15 protein-coding genes are annotated in these 16,841 nt (G+C 39.3%); 4 read left to right on the plus strand and 11 right to left on the minus strand.

Annotated elements, in window-relative coordinates:
• The first annotated feature begins 171 nt into the window (after positions 1–171).
• Positions 172–684, plus strand: a complete 513-nt coding sequence (locus ACXAFK_RS07555) for a hypothetical protein (RefSeq protein WP_474957329.1) — start codon at positions 172–174, stop codon at positions 682–684.
• Between the two features lie 176 nt (positions 685–860).
• Entirely contained in the window at positions 861–2,450 is a 1,590-nt protein-coding gene (locus ACXAFK_RS07560; protein WP_474957330.1) for a zinc-binding metallopeptidase family protein, read from the plus strand.
• 46 nt (positions 2,451–2,496) lie between these two features.
• On the opposite strand, the gene ACXAFK_RS07565 is transcribed toward ACXAFK_RS07560, so the two are convergent.
• On the minus strand, positions 2,497–3,711 hold the full coding sequence (locus tag ACXAFK_RS07565; RefSeq protein ID WP_474957331.1) for an RsmB/NOP family class I SAM-dependent RNA methyltransferase: 1,215 nt from the start codon (positions 3,709–3,711) through the stop codon (positions 2,497–2,499).
• 59 nt (positions 3,712–3,770) lie between these two features.
• Here ACXAFK_RS07565 and ACXAFK_RS07570 point away from each other — a divergent pair, with 59 nt between their 5' ends.
• The gene (locus ACXAFK_RS07570) at positions 3,771–4,802 is read left to right on the plus strand and encodes a WD40/YVTN/BNR-like repeat-containing protein (protein WP_474957332.1); all 1,032 of its coding nucleotides are present in this window, start codon (positions 3,771–3,773) and stop codon (positions 4,800–4,802) included.
• Between the two features lie 162 nt (positions 4,803–4,964).
• Positions 4,965–5,951: a GNAT family N-acetyltransferase gene (locus ACXAFK_RS07575; protein WP_474957333.1), complete on the plus strand. Its 987-nt coding sequence runs from the start codon at positions 4,965–4,967 to the stop codon at positions 5,949–5,951.
• Here the strand turns inward: ACXAFK_RS07575 and ACXAFK_RS07580 are convergent.
• The 10 genes from ACXAFK_RS07580 to ACXAFK_RS07625 form a co-directional block, all read right to left on the minus strand.
• Positions 5,948–6,874 (minus strand): hypothetical protein, encoded by a 927-nt coding sequence (locus tag ACXAFK_RS07580; RefSeq protein ID WP_474957334.1) that lies wholly within the window; start codon positions 6,872–6,874, stop codon positions 5,948–5,950. The two genes, ACXAFK_RS07575 and ACXAFK_RS07580, sit on opposite strands and share 4 nt — an antisense overlap.
• Position 6,875: 1 nt before the next feature.
• Positions 6,876–8,333, minus strand: a complete 1,458-nt coding sequence (locus ACXAFK_RS07585; protein ID WP_474957335.1) for an MBOAT family O-acyltransferase — start codon at positions 8,331–8,333, stop codon at positions 6,876–6,878.
• 9 nt (positions 8,334–8,342) lie between these two features.
• Positions 8,343–9,587 carry a GNAT family N-acetyltransferase gene (locus ACXAFK_RS07590; RefSeq protein ID WP_474957336.1) on the minus strand — a complete coding sequence of 415 codons (1,245 nt, stop codon included), beginning with the start codon at positions 9,585–9,587 and terminating at the stop codon, positions 8,343–8,345.
• Positions 9,584–10,663: a GNAT family N-acetyltransferase gene (locus ACXAFK_RS07595; protein WP_474957337.1), complete on the minus strand. Its 1,080-nt coding sequence runs from the start codon at positions 10,661–10,663 to the stop codon at positions 9,584–9,586. Before ACXAFK_RS07595 ends, ACXAFK_RS07590 begins: the two co-directional genes overlap by 4 nt.
• A gap of 201 nt (positions 10,664–10,864) precedes the next feature.
• Positions 10,865–11,215, minus strand: coding sequence for a DUF6515 family protein (locus ACXAFK_RS07600; protein WP_474957338.1), 351 nt, complete (start codon positions 11,213–11,215; stop codon positions 10,865–10,867).
• A 114-nt stretch (positions 11,216–11,329) separates the two neighbouring features.
• A complete protein-coding gene (locus tag ACXAFK_RS07605; RefSeq protein WP_252079989.1) occupies positions 11,330–11,773 on the minus strand; it encodes a hypothetical protein in 444 nt (147 codons plus the stop codon).
• Entirely contained in the window at positions 11,766–12,299 is a 534-nt protein-coding gene (locus tag ACXAFK_RS07610) for a hypothetical protein (RefSeq protein WP_293294922.1), read from the minus strand. The genes ACXAFK_RS07605 and ACXAFK_RS07610 overlap by 8 nt, the downstream gene beginning before the upstream one ends.
• 33 nt (positions 12,300–12,332) lie before the next feature.
• Entirely contained in the window at positions 12,333–12,875 is a 543-nt protein-coding gene (locus ACXAFK_RS07615) for an RNA polymerase sigma factor (protein WP_252079988.1), read from the minus strand.
• A 380-nt stretch (positions 12,876–13,255) separates the two neighbouring features.
• Positions 13,256–15,079 (minus strand): ABC transporter ATP-binding protein, encoded by a 1,824-nt coding sequence (locus ACXAFK_RS07620; protein WP_224836624.1) that lies wholly within the window; start codon positions 15,077–15,079, stop codon positions 13,256–13,258.
• Positions 15,080–15,083: 4 nt separating this feature from the next.
• Positions 15,084–16,790 (minus strand): phospho-sugar mutase, encoded by a 1,707-nt coding sequence (locus ACXAFK_RS07625; protein ID WP_293294926.1) that lies wholly within the window; start codon positions 16,788–16,790, stop codon positions 15,084–15,086.
• Positions 16,791–16,841: the final 51 nt, after the last annotated feature.

A 16,841-nucleotide genomic window follows, 5' to 3' on the forward strand; every position in this document is an offset into this window, starting at 1 on the left:
TTTTGTTAACGATGTATTGTTGATAGTATTTTCGTCAATTGAAAAAGGCCATCCATCAATTCAACCCATTTTACGCAAAGCATTCGTATATATTTGTTTTTGATGTGAAATGTAACTATGAATAAATTGATGATTAAAAGCGCAATTCTAATTAGCCTAATATTAATGTCCGTGAAAATTTATTCCCAGAAATGTAAAACGGATATAGACCCATTTACAAATGATGAAATTACATACTTTGACTATAGCTATAGGACTGTCTATTTTGAAGTAAAAAATGATACAATTTTATTTGATGTTGTATTCAACTATTGGGGAGAAAGAGAACATATATTTAAAGAAGGAACAGGATTGTCAATTAAACTTGAAACTGGGACTAAAATAGATTTAAAAACAATTATAGAGTCTAAGCCAAAAATTGAAAGTTCGATTTCTACCAGTGGTTTTTACATGGGTTTAGGTAGTGGAATGACCTCAACAAGCTCTCAAAATTCTACCGCTTATTCATTTGTTTTCAAACTCACAGAACCCGAATTAAAAAAGCTAGCTGAATCCAAAATAGAGATCATTAGAATCCCAGACACGGATGAAGAGAAATATATTGATTTAAAAGCTAAAGGTCGAACACGAAAAAAGATAAAAGCGATTAAAAAAGGAGCAACCTGTTTAATTCAAAAAATATAAAAATATTTTATTATAAATTTTTCATTGAAAAATAACAGCGCAGATTTTCCTCATCAGTCTATATTAAAATTACAAAGTAAACAGCTCCAGAAGACCTTCAGAAAAACCTTTAATCAGAAAGAGTTAAAGTTGTTTTTCCTATCTTAGAAGAATATAGCTAACTCAAAACCAACCTTATGAAAACGACCAACCTCTTGTGCGGGATACTTCTTTTCGCAGGCATAATTACTGCAACAGCACAAAAAAAATATTCCAAAAGCCAGATTAAAAAGTTAAAAGAAGAAGTAGAAACTCTTGTGGAGGCCAATAGAAAGCAGACACAGGTTATGGTGGATAAAATTTTCAGTTTTGCAGAATTGGGCTTTCAAGAAGAGGAGAGTTCTAAATATCTTACCGGTATTTTAGAGGAAAATGGATTTACCATAGAGCATTCCATTTCCAATATTCCAACGGCTTGGTTTGCCACATGGAGCAATGGCGATGGTCCGGTTATTGCCTTGGGGAGCGATGTTGATTGTATTCCCAAAGCCTCACAATACCCTGGTGTCGCGTACCACAAACCTATAGTGGAAGGCGCTCCTGGGCATGGAGAAGGACATAATGCGGGCATTCCTTTGAACATTACCTCGGCATTGGCCGTTAAGGAAGTAATGGAGAAAGAGGGCATTGGCGGTACCTTGATTCTTTGGCCGGGTATTGCAGAAGAATTGGTCGCAGCAAAAGCATGGTACGTCCGCGATGGTCTTTTTGATGATATTGATATGTGCATCTTTACCCATGTAAGCAGTAATCTGAGTGTTTCTTGGGGACCAACAAGGGGAACAGGGCTCATTTCCGTGGAATATATGTTTGAAGGCGAAGCAGCTCATTCGGCCGGGGCGCCTTGGCGAGGAAGAAGTGCTCTCGACGCTGCAGAACTTATGAACGTAGGGTGGAATTACAAAAGAGAGCACCTGCATCCATTAAAACGTTCACATTCCATTTTTACCGATTCCGGGGACCAACCCAACGTAGTGCCTTCCAAAGCCGCTATTTGGTTTTATTTTAGGGATGTTACCTACGAAGGGATTATGGAAATGTATGCCGAAGCCAACGATATTGCGAAAGGTGCGGCTTTGATGACGGGTACTAAAATGACCTCACGTGTATTGGGAACTGCCTGGCCAAGACACTTTAATAAGATCATTGCGGAGACGATGTACGAAAATATAAAGCAAGTTGGTCTCCCAACATGGTCAGAGGCCGACCAAAAACTGGCAAAAGCGGTGCAAGCTGAAATACAATCCAAGACCACGACCGGATTACCTACCGAATTGTCAAAAATAGGACTTCCGGTATTGGAACCGGTAAGTGGAGGTTCTGACGATATCGGGGATATTTCATGGAAAATACCCACGGTAACCATGCGTTTTCCTTCAAATATTCCTGGTTTGCCGGGGCATCACTGGGCAAATGCCATAACTATGGCGACACCGATTGCCCATAAGGGTGTAACGGCCGGAGCCAAGGCCGAGGCCCTGACGGTCATGGATTTTTTATTGAAGCCGGAACTTTTGGAGCAGGCTTGGGATTATTTTAACAACGAACAGACCAAGGAAACCAAATATCGGCCTATGATTGCTGCGGATGATATGCCGCCCACGTATTTGAACAAGGATAAGCAGGATATGTTCCGATCTGCATTGAAGGAATTTTACTATGATGAGACCAAATACGATACCTATTTGGAGCAATTGGGTGTTGATTACCCCACAGTCAAGCAATAAGTTGTTGCTTCAAGATAAATCGGGATCCTGAGAATCATTTGGATTTTCAGGATTTCTTTTTTAACAAGGCCATATAAAAACCATCGAACCCTGTTTCCGAGGCAAAAACATTTCGTTCCCGAACAAATTCAAAATCTTTCCCGTTCTCCGAATCTACAAAGTTCTTAACCTGATCCGAGTTTTCTTGGGGCAGAATGGAACAGGTGGCATAGACCATTTGACCTCCCTTTTTTACCATTTTGCTATAGTTCTGCAGAATATCTTGCTGAACCCCCATAATGCGGTCCACGAATTCGGGTTCCAATTTCCATTTTGAATCAGGATTACGTTTGATTACTCCCAATCCAGAGCAAGGTGCATCAAGCAACACTCGGTCGGCACTGTTGTGCAATTTTTTTATGACTTTAGTGGAGTCTATAGCCCTGGTTTCCACATTGTGTACACCGTTGCGACGGGCTCTCTTCTTCAGCTTTTTCAATTTACTTTCATAAATGTCCAAGGCGATCAATTGCCCTTTGTTCTGCATTTGCGAAGCCAAGTGAAGCGTTTTTCCTCCGGCACCCGCACAAGCATCGATTACACGCTGACCGGGCTCTACCTCCAAAAATGGGGCAACCAATTGGGAAGAGGCGTCCTGTACCTCGAACAATCCATCTTTAAATGCTTCGGTAACAAAAACATTTTTGCGTTCCACAAGTTTCAATGCATCTGGATAGCCATCTATAAACTCGGTAGCTATATCTTCTTTAGTCAAAAAAGCCTTCAGTTGAGGTTTTGGTATTTTAAGGGTATTTGTTCTTAGAATCACCTCTGCTTGTTGGTTCTGAGCGGCTATCTCTTTGGTCCAAAGTTCGGAACCCAACGATTTTTCACCCAGTTCGTCCATCCAATCAGGAATTGATTCCCTGAATTTGCGAATTTTGGACAATTCATCGAACCTGCCCTTAATGCGACGTTCCGGAGTACCTTCCAATTGTTTCCAATCAGGGATCCGGATACCTCTCAGCACGCACCAAACCCCGAACAAACGAAATAAATGTGGTTTGCTGTACGGTTCGTGTACCTCTGCAATTTCCGAGTATAGGCGTTTCCATCGAACTATATCATACGTAGTCTCGGCAATAAAACCGCGATCGCGGGCACCCCAACGTTTGTCGTAACGCAATACTTTTTCGATTACCTTATCGGCATATTCCCCTTCGTTAAAAATCATGTGTAGGGCATCAATTACGGCAAATACCAAGTTTCTGTGTAAACGCATCTTGTAGAATAAGGTTGCAAAGGTATGATTTCTCCTTACTTTTGAAGAAAATAAATACAATGAGATACATATGCTCCCTGATAATGGCTCTAGTTTTATTTTCTTGTGCAGAAGAACATAAAAAGCTACCCTTTACCTCCGTTGAAATAACTCCAGTTTTTAATGATTCCGTTAGCATTCGTGCTATTACATTTTTGGATGGCAGAACACTGGCCTTTGCGGGAAGCAATGGTGTTTATGGTACGGTGGACGTAAATTCGTTGCAAGTTCGCAGTAATGTGCAGACCTACGATTCGCTGACCCCTAGTTTTAGGGCGGTAGGCAGTACCTCCGAGGATTTTTTTATGCTTTCTATTGAAAGTCCCGCTTTGTTGTACAAAACCGGGGATAAAGGAAAAATGGAAGTGGTGTACAAAGAGGAGGGCGAAGGCGTTTTTTATGATAGCCTTACTTTTTGGAACAATCTGGAAGGGATTGCGGTTGGGGATACTGTGGACGGTTGCCTTTCTGTAATCATTACAAGGGACGGGGGGAACAGTTGGACCAAAGTACCTTGTTCGGATCTGCCCGAAGGAGTAGAAGGCGAGGGGGCATTTGCGGCGAGCAATAGTAACATTGCCGTAAAAGGAGATAAAGCTTGGGTCGGTACCACCGAAGGACGGGTCTACTTTTCCGATGACAAGGGCATGACCTGGGAAGTACAGGAAACCCCAATAATAGCGGACGAACCGACCCAGGGTATCTATTCCATGGATTTTTTTAATGAAAATATTGGGTTTGCCATAGGGGGGGACTATACCCAACCCAAATCCAATAAGGCCAATAAGGTCAAAACCATTGATGGTGGCAAGACATGGCAATTGGTTGCTGATGGTCACGAGCCCGGCTATAAGAGTTGTGTGCAGTTTGTGCCCAATTCCAATGGGGAAGCCATGGTAGTAGCCGGATTTACGGGAATTTCCTATTCCTCCGATGGGGGCAAGAGCTGGAAGGAATTGAGTGAAGAGCCTTTCTTTACTCTTCGGTTTTTAAATGATTCCACAGCTTTTGCAGCTGGGAACAAGAGAATTGCCAAGTTGTTGTTCCGTTAGAGGTGCAATATTTTTGAGCATTTGTTGTATCCTTAATTTCTAATGGTCGAAAAGAGATGGTTTTCGACGTAATTGTGCTTGAAGTTGTGTTGTTCTTGCTACATTTAATCTGAATGTAATTCAGGGCCAAATCAAAAAGTCAAGAAGTAAATATCTTTTTTTATGGTTCATGATTCAGGTTTTATTTTTAATCTTTTTTTAAGGAGAAGTGTTTCCCCATATTATACTGTTCCCCTTTATAACAAAATAACTGGAACCAATTACGATTTGCCTATATCTAGATCATTGTCAATTGATCAGAGCAAATTTTTAATTGAAAAGGATATCCCCGATTATCTAGTTGCCAAAGGCGTTAATTCACTCAAGGGTTTTAATGTGAAGCGAATTAGGCAGTATAAAGGTTTTGCTTGTAATTTAATGGGCTGTACTGACGTTGCCGATTATTTGAAACAGAATTTGGGCAAGTCCACAATCAAAAATATTAAAGCGAGAAAACGACAGCTTGAAAATAGGTTCAATACAACATATAGATTTTTTATCGGTGAGATAGATCAAGACCACTATGATTTTCTATTTGATAAGTTTTATCAAATGCTCAAGGCCAGGTTTGAAGAAAAGAAAACTTTTAATCGGTATTTATTGGAATGGAAGTACTATCATCACCTTATTTATCCAATGATCTTGAACAGGGAAGCTTTGCTTTTTGTAATTTACGTGAATAATGAGCCCATTTCAATTTCATTGGAATTTTGTTTAAGTGATATATGTTTTGGTTATATCCATGGTTATGATCCAGACTATCATCGATATCAATTGGGAGATATTCGGATGGTAAAATTAATAGAATGGATGCTTGACCATAATTTCAATTGGTTCGATACTTTGATGGGAGAAACCACGTTCAAGGCCAAATGGTCGAACCATATCTATAATTATCATTACGATGTTTTCTATAAGAAAAATTCGGTCTCTGCTCGGGTAAAATTAAACTATCTAAAATTTAAGCTCCGATTAAAACAGTGGTTACGGGAAAAGGGTATTCTTGGGAAATGGTTCAACATGGATAAATTCTTATATAAGAAAAGGGCCAAAAAACTCAGGAACCATAACTGGAAAAGCACCAATCTCGAGTATCCATTGAACACTTAAAGCCCTAAATGACTTATAATGCTCTTGGCGACCAAACTTCTGCCATTATTGTTCCAGTGCATATCGTAAATCAGGGTAGTTGGCATTTTTGTCCGTTCAAACTCACTCCCAAAATCGATTATATCAATGTCAGCTTTGGTACAGTATTCCAGAAATATTTGTGAAGTCTGTCTTTTGTCGAGAAGTATGCTGGTTTTTTCTTTATTGAAGGGGTATGCGTTCAATAATTCTTCAAAATTGGCAAGATATAGGCTGTCCTGGGTAGTTTTTTGATCGTTGGTTGATGCTTTTTTGGCATCTTGTTTTTCTAAAAAAAGATTTTTTACAGGGTCCAAAAACCCGATTTGGGAGGCATAATAGAGCAATTTTATATTGTCCCGTATTTTAAATGGGATAGAGTTCAATTGTTTTATCCGAGCAGTGTTGGGTCGATAGGTAGCCCTTGCAAGATCCATTGGGTATTTCATATAGATCACAATATGGTCTATTTTGTCAAAGTCTTCTTCGTAGGCTTGTAAAAGATGTAGTTGGTCGGCCAGATCCCATCCGGCATATCCATATTCATAAACCTCTAGATCCTTGGTCCTGTTTTCAATTTTTTTGCCAATGGAGTTGTAATAGTTTTGGTGAAAACCTTGGATGTAGGAATCTCCTATTATGGCCAATTCTTTTTTTGAGTAGCTTGGTGTAAACTCACGGTAAGAGTTGAATCCTTGATTGTTGATGTGGTATTCCGAGAAGTTTTGCCTCCTATTTCCGGTCACACTAAACCCTTTATGGTTGGGAATTCTTTTCTCGACACCCATTTTGTCTATATATCTCGGTGAATCCTCTGGATACAGGTGAAAAGCCCTGACCAACAGCTCCAATGATACAAGGATCAGGATGAGATATAGCGCTATTTTTAAAAAGAATTTTATCATATCAGAACTGAAAATATATAAATGAACGATCCACACCATCGTCATAGAACAATAATATACAGAAGATTACCAAGGTATAGGCAATAAACCTTACTATGGGCGATTTAAACTTAAAAGGATTTCTTTCGTTCCTCCGCATCCTAAACTCATAAAGAACAAATATGCCGAGTAGCAGAAAATAATCTATCATTCGGTACCCCATGGGATGATGATAGGGCTCCCAATTAAATTCGGTAAACAGTCTTTTAATAAATATAAATGAGTCGGTCAAAGATTCCGATCTAAAGAAAATACGGGAAAACGTTACAATTGCGAACGTTGTAAAAAGCTGGGCTATTTCTTTAATTGATGGAAAGAATGAGTTCTCGGCCACTACATTGTTCTTATAAATGGTATTTTTTCCCATTAAAAATACCGGAATATAGGCCAACGCGTGGAATCCCCCCCAAAAAATGAATGTCCAATTGGCCCCGTGCCAAAAACCGCTCACCAAGAATATGATACAAATGTTACGTACGGATTTAAACTTGCTTACCCGCGAACCGCCCAAGGGTATGTACAGATAATGTCGGAACCAAGTGGAAAGTGAAATATGCCAACGTTGCCAATATTCTGCTACATTTCTTGAAAAGTTGGGAAACTTAAAGTTGGACATCAGCTCGATGCCAAAAAGTTTTGCGGTACCTATGGCAATATCGGAATACCCCGAGAAATCGCCATATACTTGAAAGCTGAAAAGCGAAACCCCGAGTACTAGGGTAGACGCGGGCATTGTACCGTAGTTGGCAAAAATATCGTCCACGATTGGCGCAATACCATCAGCAATGACCATCTTTTTAAATAGACCCCAAAGTATGAGTTTGAGTCCATCCACAGCCTGTTCATAGTTAAATGAACGCTTGTTGGTAATTTGCCCCAGTAAATTTGAGGCCCGTTCAATAGGACCTGCCACCAGTTGAGGGAAAAACGCAACGAAGGTAGCAAAATCGATAAAGTTACGGGTCGGTTTTATTCGTTTAAAGTAAATGTCCAACGAATAGGACATGGTTTGGAAGGTGTAGAAAGAAATACCTACCGGCAATATAATGTTCAACGTCCAAGTACTTTGTATCGGGTAACCAAAAAGTTGGACCATATCTACAAAAGCATCCACAAAGAAGTTATAATATTTAAAAAAACCCAGTAAGGAAATATTGAATAAAATACTTGTCCAAAGGAATAGTTTCCCCTTTTTGCCCAGTGTCTGTTTTTTGTAAATGACCAACCCAACAAAATAATCCACTATTGTACTTGCCAGTATCAAAAAAAGGAAACGCCAATCCCAAAGTCCATAAAATAGATAGCTGGCCGCAAGGATCAACCCGTTCTGAATCTTTAGGATATTGAACTTGGCAACTACCCAGTATAGAATGAATACTAGGGGTAAAAAAATTAGATATTCCACCGAGTTAAAAAGCATATTCTTTATCTAATTTTGGTAACTGGGAAAAAGTATGGTCTTGGCAGTATTTTTTCCTTTAAAAATATATTGATTTTGTTTTTTTGTATGTTTAAAGCAGTTTACGTCGCTAAAATTTTCATTATATAGATATAAAAAATCGAAAAGGACTTTTTTTATTTCCGAATCATGACCATCAATCTCAATAAGGTCCATGCTGTCTTCAAGTTTGTAATCTTCGAAAGGTGGATTGTTCGGTTTTATACCTGTATTGTGCGCTATTCGATCTCTTTTTTTTACTGTAAAGAGAACTTTATTGGCAACCTTATCCATACCCTGATTCCTTAAATATTGTTTGAGCTTAAAGAAGGCAGTTAAAAAGAAGGCTTTTGTTCGAGAAACAATCGACCGAGGATTGTAAAGGACATGGTATTCAAAATCATATTTTTTTGTGGACCATCTCGCCTTGTAATCGAAATAGCCTTTCGAAAAATCCAAGGTTCTGTAATTGTTCGCAATCCCCCACTCAATTAAATACATGATATTAATGGATCCCAGATGAAATTTGGAATAATCGATATCAAAAACAGTTATCGCGTCGAAAATAATGTGTTTGGAAAAATAGACCAACGTAATGGCTATGGGGGTCCCTTGGGCTTCAATAACAAAAAGACCTGCTCTGTTTTCTTTGATCAAGGGACGGGCAACATTTTTATAAAATTCCCATTCTTGTTTATCCAAGTTGTTGTTGTGTTCCCCTTTATCGGCAAATCTTTTTTCCAGTAGTTGCTTAAATTGCCCGAAAATTTCGAGATATCGTTTCTCAGAAACATCGCCCTTGTACATTTTGTATTGAATATCAAAACATTGGTCTAACCTCCTTTTAAATTTGTTTAGTTTGTACCTACTGGATTTTTTGAACCTTTTGCGCAGATAGTCCCCAAGGTCATCAAACGCTTCTAATTCAATTAAAAAACCAGGGTACTGCTTTATTTTTTTTACTTGAAGTGTTTTATGGGGGATATGTTCCGGACATTTAAAAAATGTGGGCACATCGTAGATCAACAAGGTATTATTTTTGATATTAATGTCATCTGTAAGGGAATAGAGCATACCTTTTGTATGGGTTTTTCCGGAATTGACATAAATACCAAAACCATTTTTGTAAAATTCTGCACCTGCAAGGTTCTCAATCTGAAGTCTCGATTCTGATTTTCCAAAACTTTTGAACCATATATCCCTAAAAGTATTTGTGGTAAAAGGATTATCGATCATCTTGAAAGACAGTTTATTTCGGATATTTCAATGTCTTCAGAACCCATATGTTGCCTATATAATGGAAAGAAGCATGAACTTTTATCGATTGGCTTTTCCAATCCTTCTTTTTCTTTTAGCAATTTGTCGTATTTGGGTTGATCTACAATATATTGCCACGATGTAAACTCCCGATGATCTTTGGAGAATCCCGACTTGAAATAGAAGAGCGAATCTTTGACCTGGCCGCCCAGTCCCCCTCCTAGGTTGAGGTTTTCGTAGCCCTCTTCAGTTCCTTTTTCCCGTGCATGGTCTATTAAAAGTTTTATTGGATTTAGATGAAAGAATTTGGCCTTTACTCCAGATAGGTGATATTGGATGGTCTTGCCTTTTTTTGTAAAAATTGCACCGCCGGCGAATTCCCCTGTTTCTTTATGTACTGCAGCGATAAGTTCTGCATTGATCTGTCCACTGGCCAAAAGTTCGTAGAAGTATTTTTTGCCAAAAAAGTAGCTGGGTTTGGCATTTACCCGCTTCATATTTTCGCAGTAAGTTGCGATAAATGGGTCCAAATATTTTTCACATGCGCCATCTATTACTTCATACTCCTTATGTTCTTTGTTTATGTAAGTTCTTAATCTGCGCTTGTAATCGTGTTTTTGATCATCAGAGCTTCTGGTCAGATCAATATTTACAACCTTCCCATGCGAAACAATTTCACCAATATTCTTGAGGATAAGGTGTTGATTTTCGATGTATGGGTGCAATCTGGAAAATACGGATATGATCTGATTGTCCTTTAAGAAGGTGTCCAATTCAGATTTAAAATCGCAATTGTCAAAATCCGGGTCAATATGTTTCCCCAAAGGTCCTACGTAACCATAAACCGATGTAGCATCTTTAAGTTGGGTTCCCTCAATGTCCCTAATGAGTAATGGAAGTAAGATATGTGAGTTGCCTTTTGAATATTTTAGCAGTACAGGTCTTTCACCGTCCTTTTTCGTGATTTGATGGTAATCAAACGTATGATAAAAATCGGATTGTTGACATTGATCAATTATCTCTGTCCATTTATTTCGATTCTCAATAGCAAGCATATTTATGGTGTTTGTATATAATACCTTATAAATTTACTGTGGGTTGTAGCTGCCTATTTATGATAAAAATCAGGTTATCTGTTCACTTGGACGTATGGTATGTAAAAATCGATGAAATCCATATAATATCTTTATTCAATAAAAAAAGCGGCGAATCAATCGCCGCTCATCAACCAAAAAACAAACAAAAACCAAATACGGTTAAACGTTTACCACAACGTAATTGCGCCCTCTTTTTTTATACCAAACGCCCCGGTATTGGTAAAATCGACGCCCATTTCTATATACTACTTTACTGCCCCGGGGCAATGTCCTTACTTTGACTCCGGCGGGTACGGCCGTAACGATATACTTTTTTCCTTGAGCTCTGTACCAAACTCCATCAGCGTAGTAATAATTGGTCTTTTTGTGCACAATTGTCCTTGGGTTGGATATGTGGGAGACCACTGTGCCATGTTTTGGGTAGACCTTTACGACTGTTGTTTGCGCTTTACAGGAGGTGAGTGCGCCTGCTATTACTGCTATCATTAAAAATGTCTTCAAACTTTTCATATTATCGGATTTTAATGGTTTACTGTAAATAAGACAGGAGATTTACAAAAAGGTTTAATCAAAAAAGAGGAGCCTTATCGGGACCCCTCTTTACTTTCTTGTTCTTAAATGAAGTTATCCTCCACCTCCCTTACGTTTACGGAATTGGTGTATCATTTGCTTTTTAAAGTCCTCTTCTGCCTTAAGCAAAAGAAGAACCTTTTGGGCAGGAATTATTTTTCGCATTTTTAACAAAAAACTTTCTTCGGCCTTTAGTTTTTCTTGTTGCAGCGCCATGATATTGTCCAACAATGTTTCGGACTCACTGTTTGTGAGATTTTGTGCATTGGAAATATTCGAGAACAGTTCAAACCGTTCTTTTTTACGAATGCGTTCCAATGTCTCCTCGTGCTCATTGTACACCGGCCAAAATTGTTGTGCCTCTTCACTTGTTAGATCAATACGTTCGGTAATAAAGGCAACTTTCAAGGTCTTTACACGTTCCCAAATTGGTCCTTGGGCATGCATGGCCATGGTAACCAAAAGTAAGGTGCTAAATATGAGTGTTCTTTTATTCATAGTCAAGGTCATCTAAATATAAATGTTCAATTTCGTCTACGTTTTCGTCCAAATAATCCAAAATGGCATCATCTTCCAGAACTTCGTTAAAAATATTGTTCAGTTCAATATCCTTTAAAGGGATAATTTCCGCAATTTCGTAGGTGGTCATCTCAAGATCGGTATTCTCCAGATAAGCTTCAATATCCGAGCTTGCCAGATCATCAAAAGAGATCGGTTCTGCCGAGGAACTCTGGTTTAGACTAAAAATCAGTACAAAAATGGCAGCAACCGCGGCTACGGTATAGTAGAGTTTTTTGTTTGCTATTAATGGGATTACCTTGGTTTCTTTTGTATTGAGTTCTGATGCTACCGAGGAACTTATTTCATCAAAATAGCCTTCTGGAACGCTAAAGCCATCATGTTTGGGAATCAAGGATTCGGTGTGGCCCGCTTCTTCCTTTTTGATTTTATCCATCAAACGACTATTAAAGTCCTCAAAATACCCTTTGGGTGTATTGAAACTATTTTTTTTGTCTTTTTTCATTGCTCTTGTTTGACTTTCAAAATGGTCAAAGGTTTAATTGTCTCTAAGATATGTTTCAATTTTTTTAACGGCCAAGTGATAGCTTGCTTTTAAAGCGCCTTCCGAAGTTTCCAGCACCTCGGAAATCTCACTGTATTTCATTTCCTGATAATACTTCATGGTAAACACCAATTTTTGCTTGTCTGGAAGGGTAGCCAATGCTTTTTGCAGCTTTAACTGGATCTCACTGCCCTCAAAATAAACGTCTGCCTGAAGATTATCTACCATTCGGTCCTTTAACTCTTGATCGCTTATCCCTATTTTTTTGGACTTCTGTTTTAAAAAGGTCAGCGATTCGTTGGTAGCTATTCTGTACATCCAAGAGTATAATTTACTTTCACCTTTAAAGTTATCAATGTTTTTATAGACTTTTATAAAAGTGTTCTGGAGTACGTCATCTGCGTCGTCGTGATTAAGCACAATTCTCCGAATATGCCAATACAGACGTTCTTTGTAGGTGTTTACTAATACCTCAAAGGCCTGCGCTCGACTTTCTTCCTGCTTAAGCTCTTGTACTAGGGTTTCCTCAGCGATCAATGTTCTTGTTGTTTGATGCTAGGACTAAGGTAAGGGGAAAAGGTTTAATTGTTCAATAAATAATTTTAAGAACCAATTAGTAACTTGGAATTTGGCTGAAGGTGCAGAGTCGGTTAAAAGAGGAAATGTGTGGAAGCCAGTGTCATTTTGAACGAAGGTGATAAATCTTTTGTTTAGCAGTTGGCAGTTGGCAGTTGGCAGTTGGCAGTTGGCAGTTAGCAGTTGACTGCCTGCGGTCCAGAATCCAGCCCTTGTTTCAATGTAGCCGTAGTTAACGAGCGAATGTGAACAATCCTTTTGCCTCAGAATTTGGTATATAGTCACTAAAGGTCTGGGTAATTTAAAAATTTAGATGATCCACTCCCGTGTTCGCCTTCCTACTAGGAAAACGATTGCATCTCTACCAGTTTCTTGTAGTTTTTGGCAGATTTCATCAATTCCTCGTGTGTTCCTTGTTCTACAATTTCACCTTTGCTCATCACTACGATCATATCCGCATTTTGTATTGTAGAGAGTCGATGTGCAATTACTACCGAGGTGCGGTTCTGCATCATTTTTTCCAATGCATCCTGCACCAAACGTTCACTTTCGGTATCCAATGCCGAAGTGGCCTCGTCCAAGATCATTATAGGTGGATTTTTTAGGACGGCTCTCGCAATGGATAGCCGTTGTTTTTGGCCACCGCTCAATTTGTTACCGCTATCACCGATATTGGTCTCGTAACCTTGGGGCAGCTCCATTATGAAATCGTGTGCGTTCGCAACTTTGGCCGCTTCCATAATTTCATCCATGTTGGCATTTTCTTTACCAAGTGCTATATTGTTCTTTACCGAATCATTAAACAATATGGAATCTTGTGTAACCAAGCCCATAAGTCCACGGAGCGATTTTTTTGTTATGTTCTTTATATTGGTGCCATCTATCAAAATCTCACCTTGGTTTACGTCATAAAAGCGGGTCACCAAATTGGCCACTGTGCTTTTTCCACTTCCAGATTGACCCACCAAGGCCACGGTTTTGCCCTTGTCCACCTTTAGGTTAAATGCTGAAAGCACATAATCATCTTCATATTTAAAGGCAACATTCCTTAGTTCAATTCCCGTATTAAAATCGGATTTATTTTCGGCACCCTCTATATTTTTGATGGGGTTTTCCGATTCCAATATTTCCAGAACACGTTCTGCTGCGGAATTTCCTTTTTTAACACCGTAAGATGCTTTACTGATGGCTTTGGCCGGTGTTAAAATATTAAATGCCAGTCCCATATAGGATATAAACGATGCGGCGTCCAGAGAGCCTTCCAAAAGAACCATTCGCCCTCCGTACCATAGCAATACACCAAAAACAACGATCCCAAGAAATTCGCTAGTGGGTGATGATAGGTTTTGCCGATTTAACAGTGAATTGGAGAATTTGAAAAAACGCGAGGTAGAATTCTGAAATATTTTGAAGAATCTGGATTCGGCATTGAACGCTTTAATTACCCGAAGCCCTCCCAAAGTTTCCTCGACAATGGAAAGAAATTCACCTTGCTCTTTTTGTACCTTGTCCGATTTCTTCTTCAAGGATTTACCTATCCGGGATATGATCATTCCGGCTATGGGAATAAATATGAAAACAAAAATGGTAAGCTTGGCACTTATCAAGAACATTACAATGATGGTAAAAAGTATGGTAAGCGGCTCCCTTACGATCAATTCCAAAATAGATAGAAAGGAGTGTTGGATCTCCAATACATCCGATGTGATCCTTGCGATAACATCCCCTTTCTTCTTTTCTGAAAAATAGGAGATGGGCAGATCTACTATCTTTTGGTACATTTTGTTTCGTATGTCCTTAAGTACCCCATTTCTCAAAAATGTGATAAAATACATGGCCAGATAATTGAAGATGTTCTTAAAAAAGAACAAAAAGAGGATCAAGCCAATTGCCAAGAACAGTCCTTTCATGGGGTCGTCCCCCGAGTGAAGGGTTACCTGATAGTTCATATAACCTTCAAAATACTCCTTTAATTTACCGATACCTTGAAAGGTCGGTGGCTCGCTTACACGTTTGGTCTTGTCGAAAAGGACATTGAGCATTGGTATCAGCGCGGCGTAGGACAACGCACTGAACAATGCATAAAGGATATTGAAAAATATATTTAGAAAACCGTATTTGCGATATGGCTTCGCAAATCGGAGAATCTTTTTAAAGTAGTTCATTCACTTATAAATTCAGCTCGGATAGGATACCTTCCAATTTGGTTTCCAACTGCGAATTTACGGATTTATAATCGGCTGCATTCTCTAATTTTGAATTTGTACTGATGTAGAACTTTACTTTTGGTTCCGTGCCACTTGGCCTTGCTGCAATCCGGGTGCCATCCTCGGTTTCATAGATCAATACGTTGGACTTTGGCAAATGTAGGGTGAACTCGTCCCCGGTCTGCACATTTTTAACGACCGATGTATTATAATCCTCAATGTACAGTAATTTTGAGCCTTGCACCGTATCCACGGGGTTTTCCTTGAAATCTTTCAGCATTTGTTTAATTTCCTCTGCTCCGCTCATTCCTTTTTTGGTAATGGATATTAATTTTTCCTTGTAGAAGCCAAACTGAACGTAGGCATCGATCAATTCTTTAAAGAAAGAGCTACCGTTGGCTTTGGCATCGGCGGCAATTTCACAGGCCAAAAGGGTAGAGGTGACGGCATCTTTATCGCGTACAAAATCACCAACCATAAACCCAAAGCTTTCCTCACCTCCTCCAATAAATGTAGAGTTAGGAAAATCCTTGATCATTTTACCGATCCATTTAAACCCTGTGAGCGCAGTTTTGTACTCAACGCCATAAGCTTTGGCCATTTGCTGCATCATTGGGGTGGAAACTATCGTGGAAGCAATAAATTCGTTGCCTTTAAATCCTTTTTTCTTGTATTGGTCCAATAGGAATTTGGTCATCAGCACCATAGTTTGATTCCCGTTCAATAATTCCATTTTCCCATCCAAGTTTCTTACAGCGATACCTAAACGGTCGCTATCCGGGTCGGTTCCGACCACCATATCCGCACCGATTTCCTCAGCTTTGGCAATGGCGATGGACAAAGCTTCCGGCTCTTCCGGGTTGGGCGACTCAACGGTAGGGAAATCCCCGTCAGGTTTTGCTTGTTCTTCTATAATGGTGACATTGTTGTATCCGGCACGCTTCAATACTTCCGGAATGGCCGTGATCGATGTTCCGTGCAAGGAAGTAAAGACGATGTTAAAGTCATCTTTTCCTTTTGCTCCAAAATTTCCGTTTTTAACGGATGCTTCAAAAAAGGCTTCGTCCACATCTTCATCTATCATGCTTATCAAACTGTCGTCTTTTACAAATTTGATATCCTCAAAAGAAAGTGCATTGATCTCGGCTATGATCTCCCCATCCTGTGGTGGTACGATCTGCCCACCATCTGCCCAATAAACTTTGTAACCATTGTATTCCGGTGGGTTGTGGGAGGCCGTTAGTACAATTCCGGCGTGACACCCCAAATATTTGACCGCAAAGGATAATTCTGGAGTTGTTCGCAGATCTGAAAATAGGTGAACTCGAATACCGTTGGCCGAAAATACCTCTGCCACGGTCTTTGCCAAGGATTTGGAATTATGCCTGCAATCGTATGCGATCACTACTTGAATATCGTTATCGGTATAGCACTTTTTTAAATAATTGCTGAGTCCCTGGGTGTTTTTGCCCAAGGTGTATTTGTTTATTCGATTGGTTCCAACGCCCATTACACCGCGCATTCCACCGGTTCCGAACTCTAAATCCTTATAAAAGCGCTCTTTGAGCTCCTCTGGATTTTTTTCCATAAGGTGTTTGATCTCTTTTTTTGTGTCGTTGTCAAAAAAATCGGTCAACCAAGTCTGTGCTGTCTTTGTAATGGAATCCATAGTGTTTAGAATTGTTTGCTTCTTTAAAAATACAAAGTTTATAAGGTTTGA

This window comes from Flagellimonas sp. ABD4_174, assembly GCF_056160185.1.

Excerpts from the sequence above, each read along its gene's own strand:
- ACXAFK_RS07560 (WP_474957330.1), top strand. The coding sequence starts at position 861 with ATGAAAACGACCAACCTCTTGTGCGGGATACTTCTTTTCGCAGGCATA.
- ACXAFK_RS07595 (WP_474957337.1), bottom strand. The coding sequence starts at position 10,663 with ATGCTTGCTATTGAGAATCGAAATAAATGGACAGAGATAATTGATCAA.
- ACXAFK_RS07570 (WP_474957332.1), top strand. The coding sequence starts at position 3,771 with ATGAGATACATATGCTCCCTGATAATGGCTCTAGTTTTATTTTCTTGT.
- ACXAFK_RS07565 (WP_474957331.1), bottom strand. The coding sequence starts at position 3,711 with ATGCGTTTACACAGAAACTTGGTATTTGCCGTAATTGATGCCCTACAC.
- ACXAFK_RS07585 (WP_474957335.1), bottom strand. The coding sequence starts at position 8,333 with ATGCTTTTTAACTCGGTGGAATATCTAATTTTTTTACCCCTAGTATTC.
- ACXAFK_RS07620 (WP_224836624.1), bottom strand. The coding sequence starts at position 15,079 with ATGAACTACTTTAAAAAGATTCTCCGATTTGCGAAGCCATATCGCAAA.
- ACXAFK_RS07625 (WP_293294926.1), bottom strand. The coding sequence starts at position 16,790 with ATGGATTCCATTACAAAGACAGCACAGACTTGGTTGACCGATTTTTTT.
- ACXAFK_RS07605 (WP_252079989.1), bottom strand. The coding sequence starts at position 11,773 with ATGAATAAAAGAACACTCATATTTAGCACCTTACTTTTGGTTACCATG.
- ACXAFK_RS07610 (WP_293294922.1), bottom strand. The coding sequence starts at position 12,299 with ATGAAAAAAGACAAAAAAAATAGTTTCAATACACCCAAAGGGTATTTT.
- ACXAFK_RS07580 (WP_474957334.1), bottom strand. The coding sequence starts at position 6,874 with ATGATAAAATTCTTTTTAAAAATAGCGCTATATCTCATCCTGATCCTT.
- ACXAFK_RS07575 (WP_474957333.1), top strand. The coding sequence starts at position 4,965 with ATGGTTCATGATTCAGGTTTTATTTTTAATCTTTTTTTAAGGAGAAGT.
- ACXAFK_RS07600 (WP_474957338.1), bottom strand. The coding sequence starts at position 11,215 with ATGAAAAGTTTGAAGACATTTTTAATGATAGCAGTAATAGCAGGCGCA.
- ACXAFK_RS07590 (WP_474957336.1), bottom strand. The coding sequence starts at position 9,587 with ATGATCGATAATCCTTTTACCACAAATACTTTTAGGGATATATGGTTC.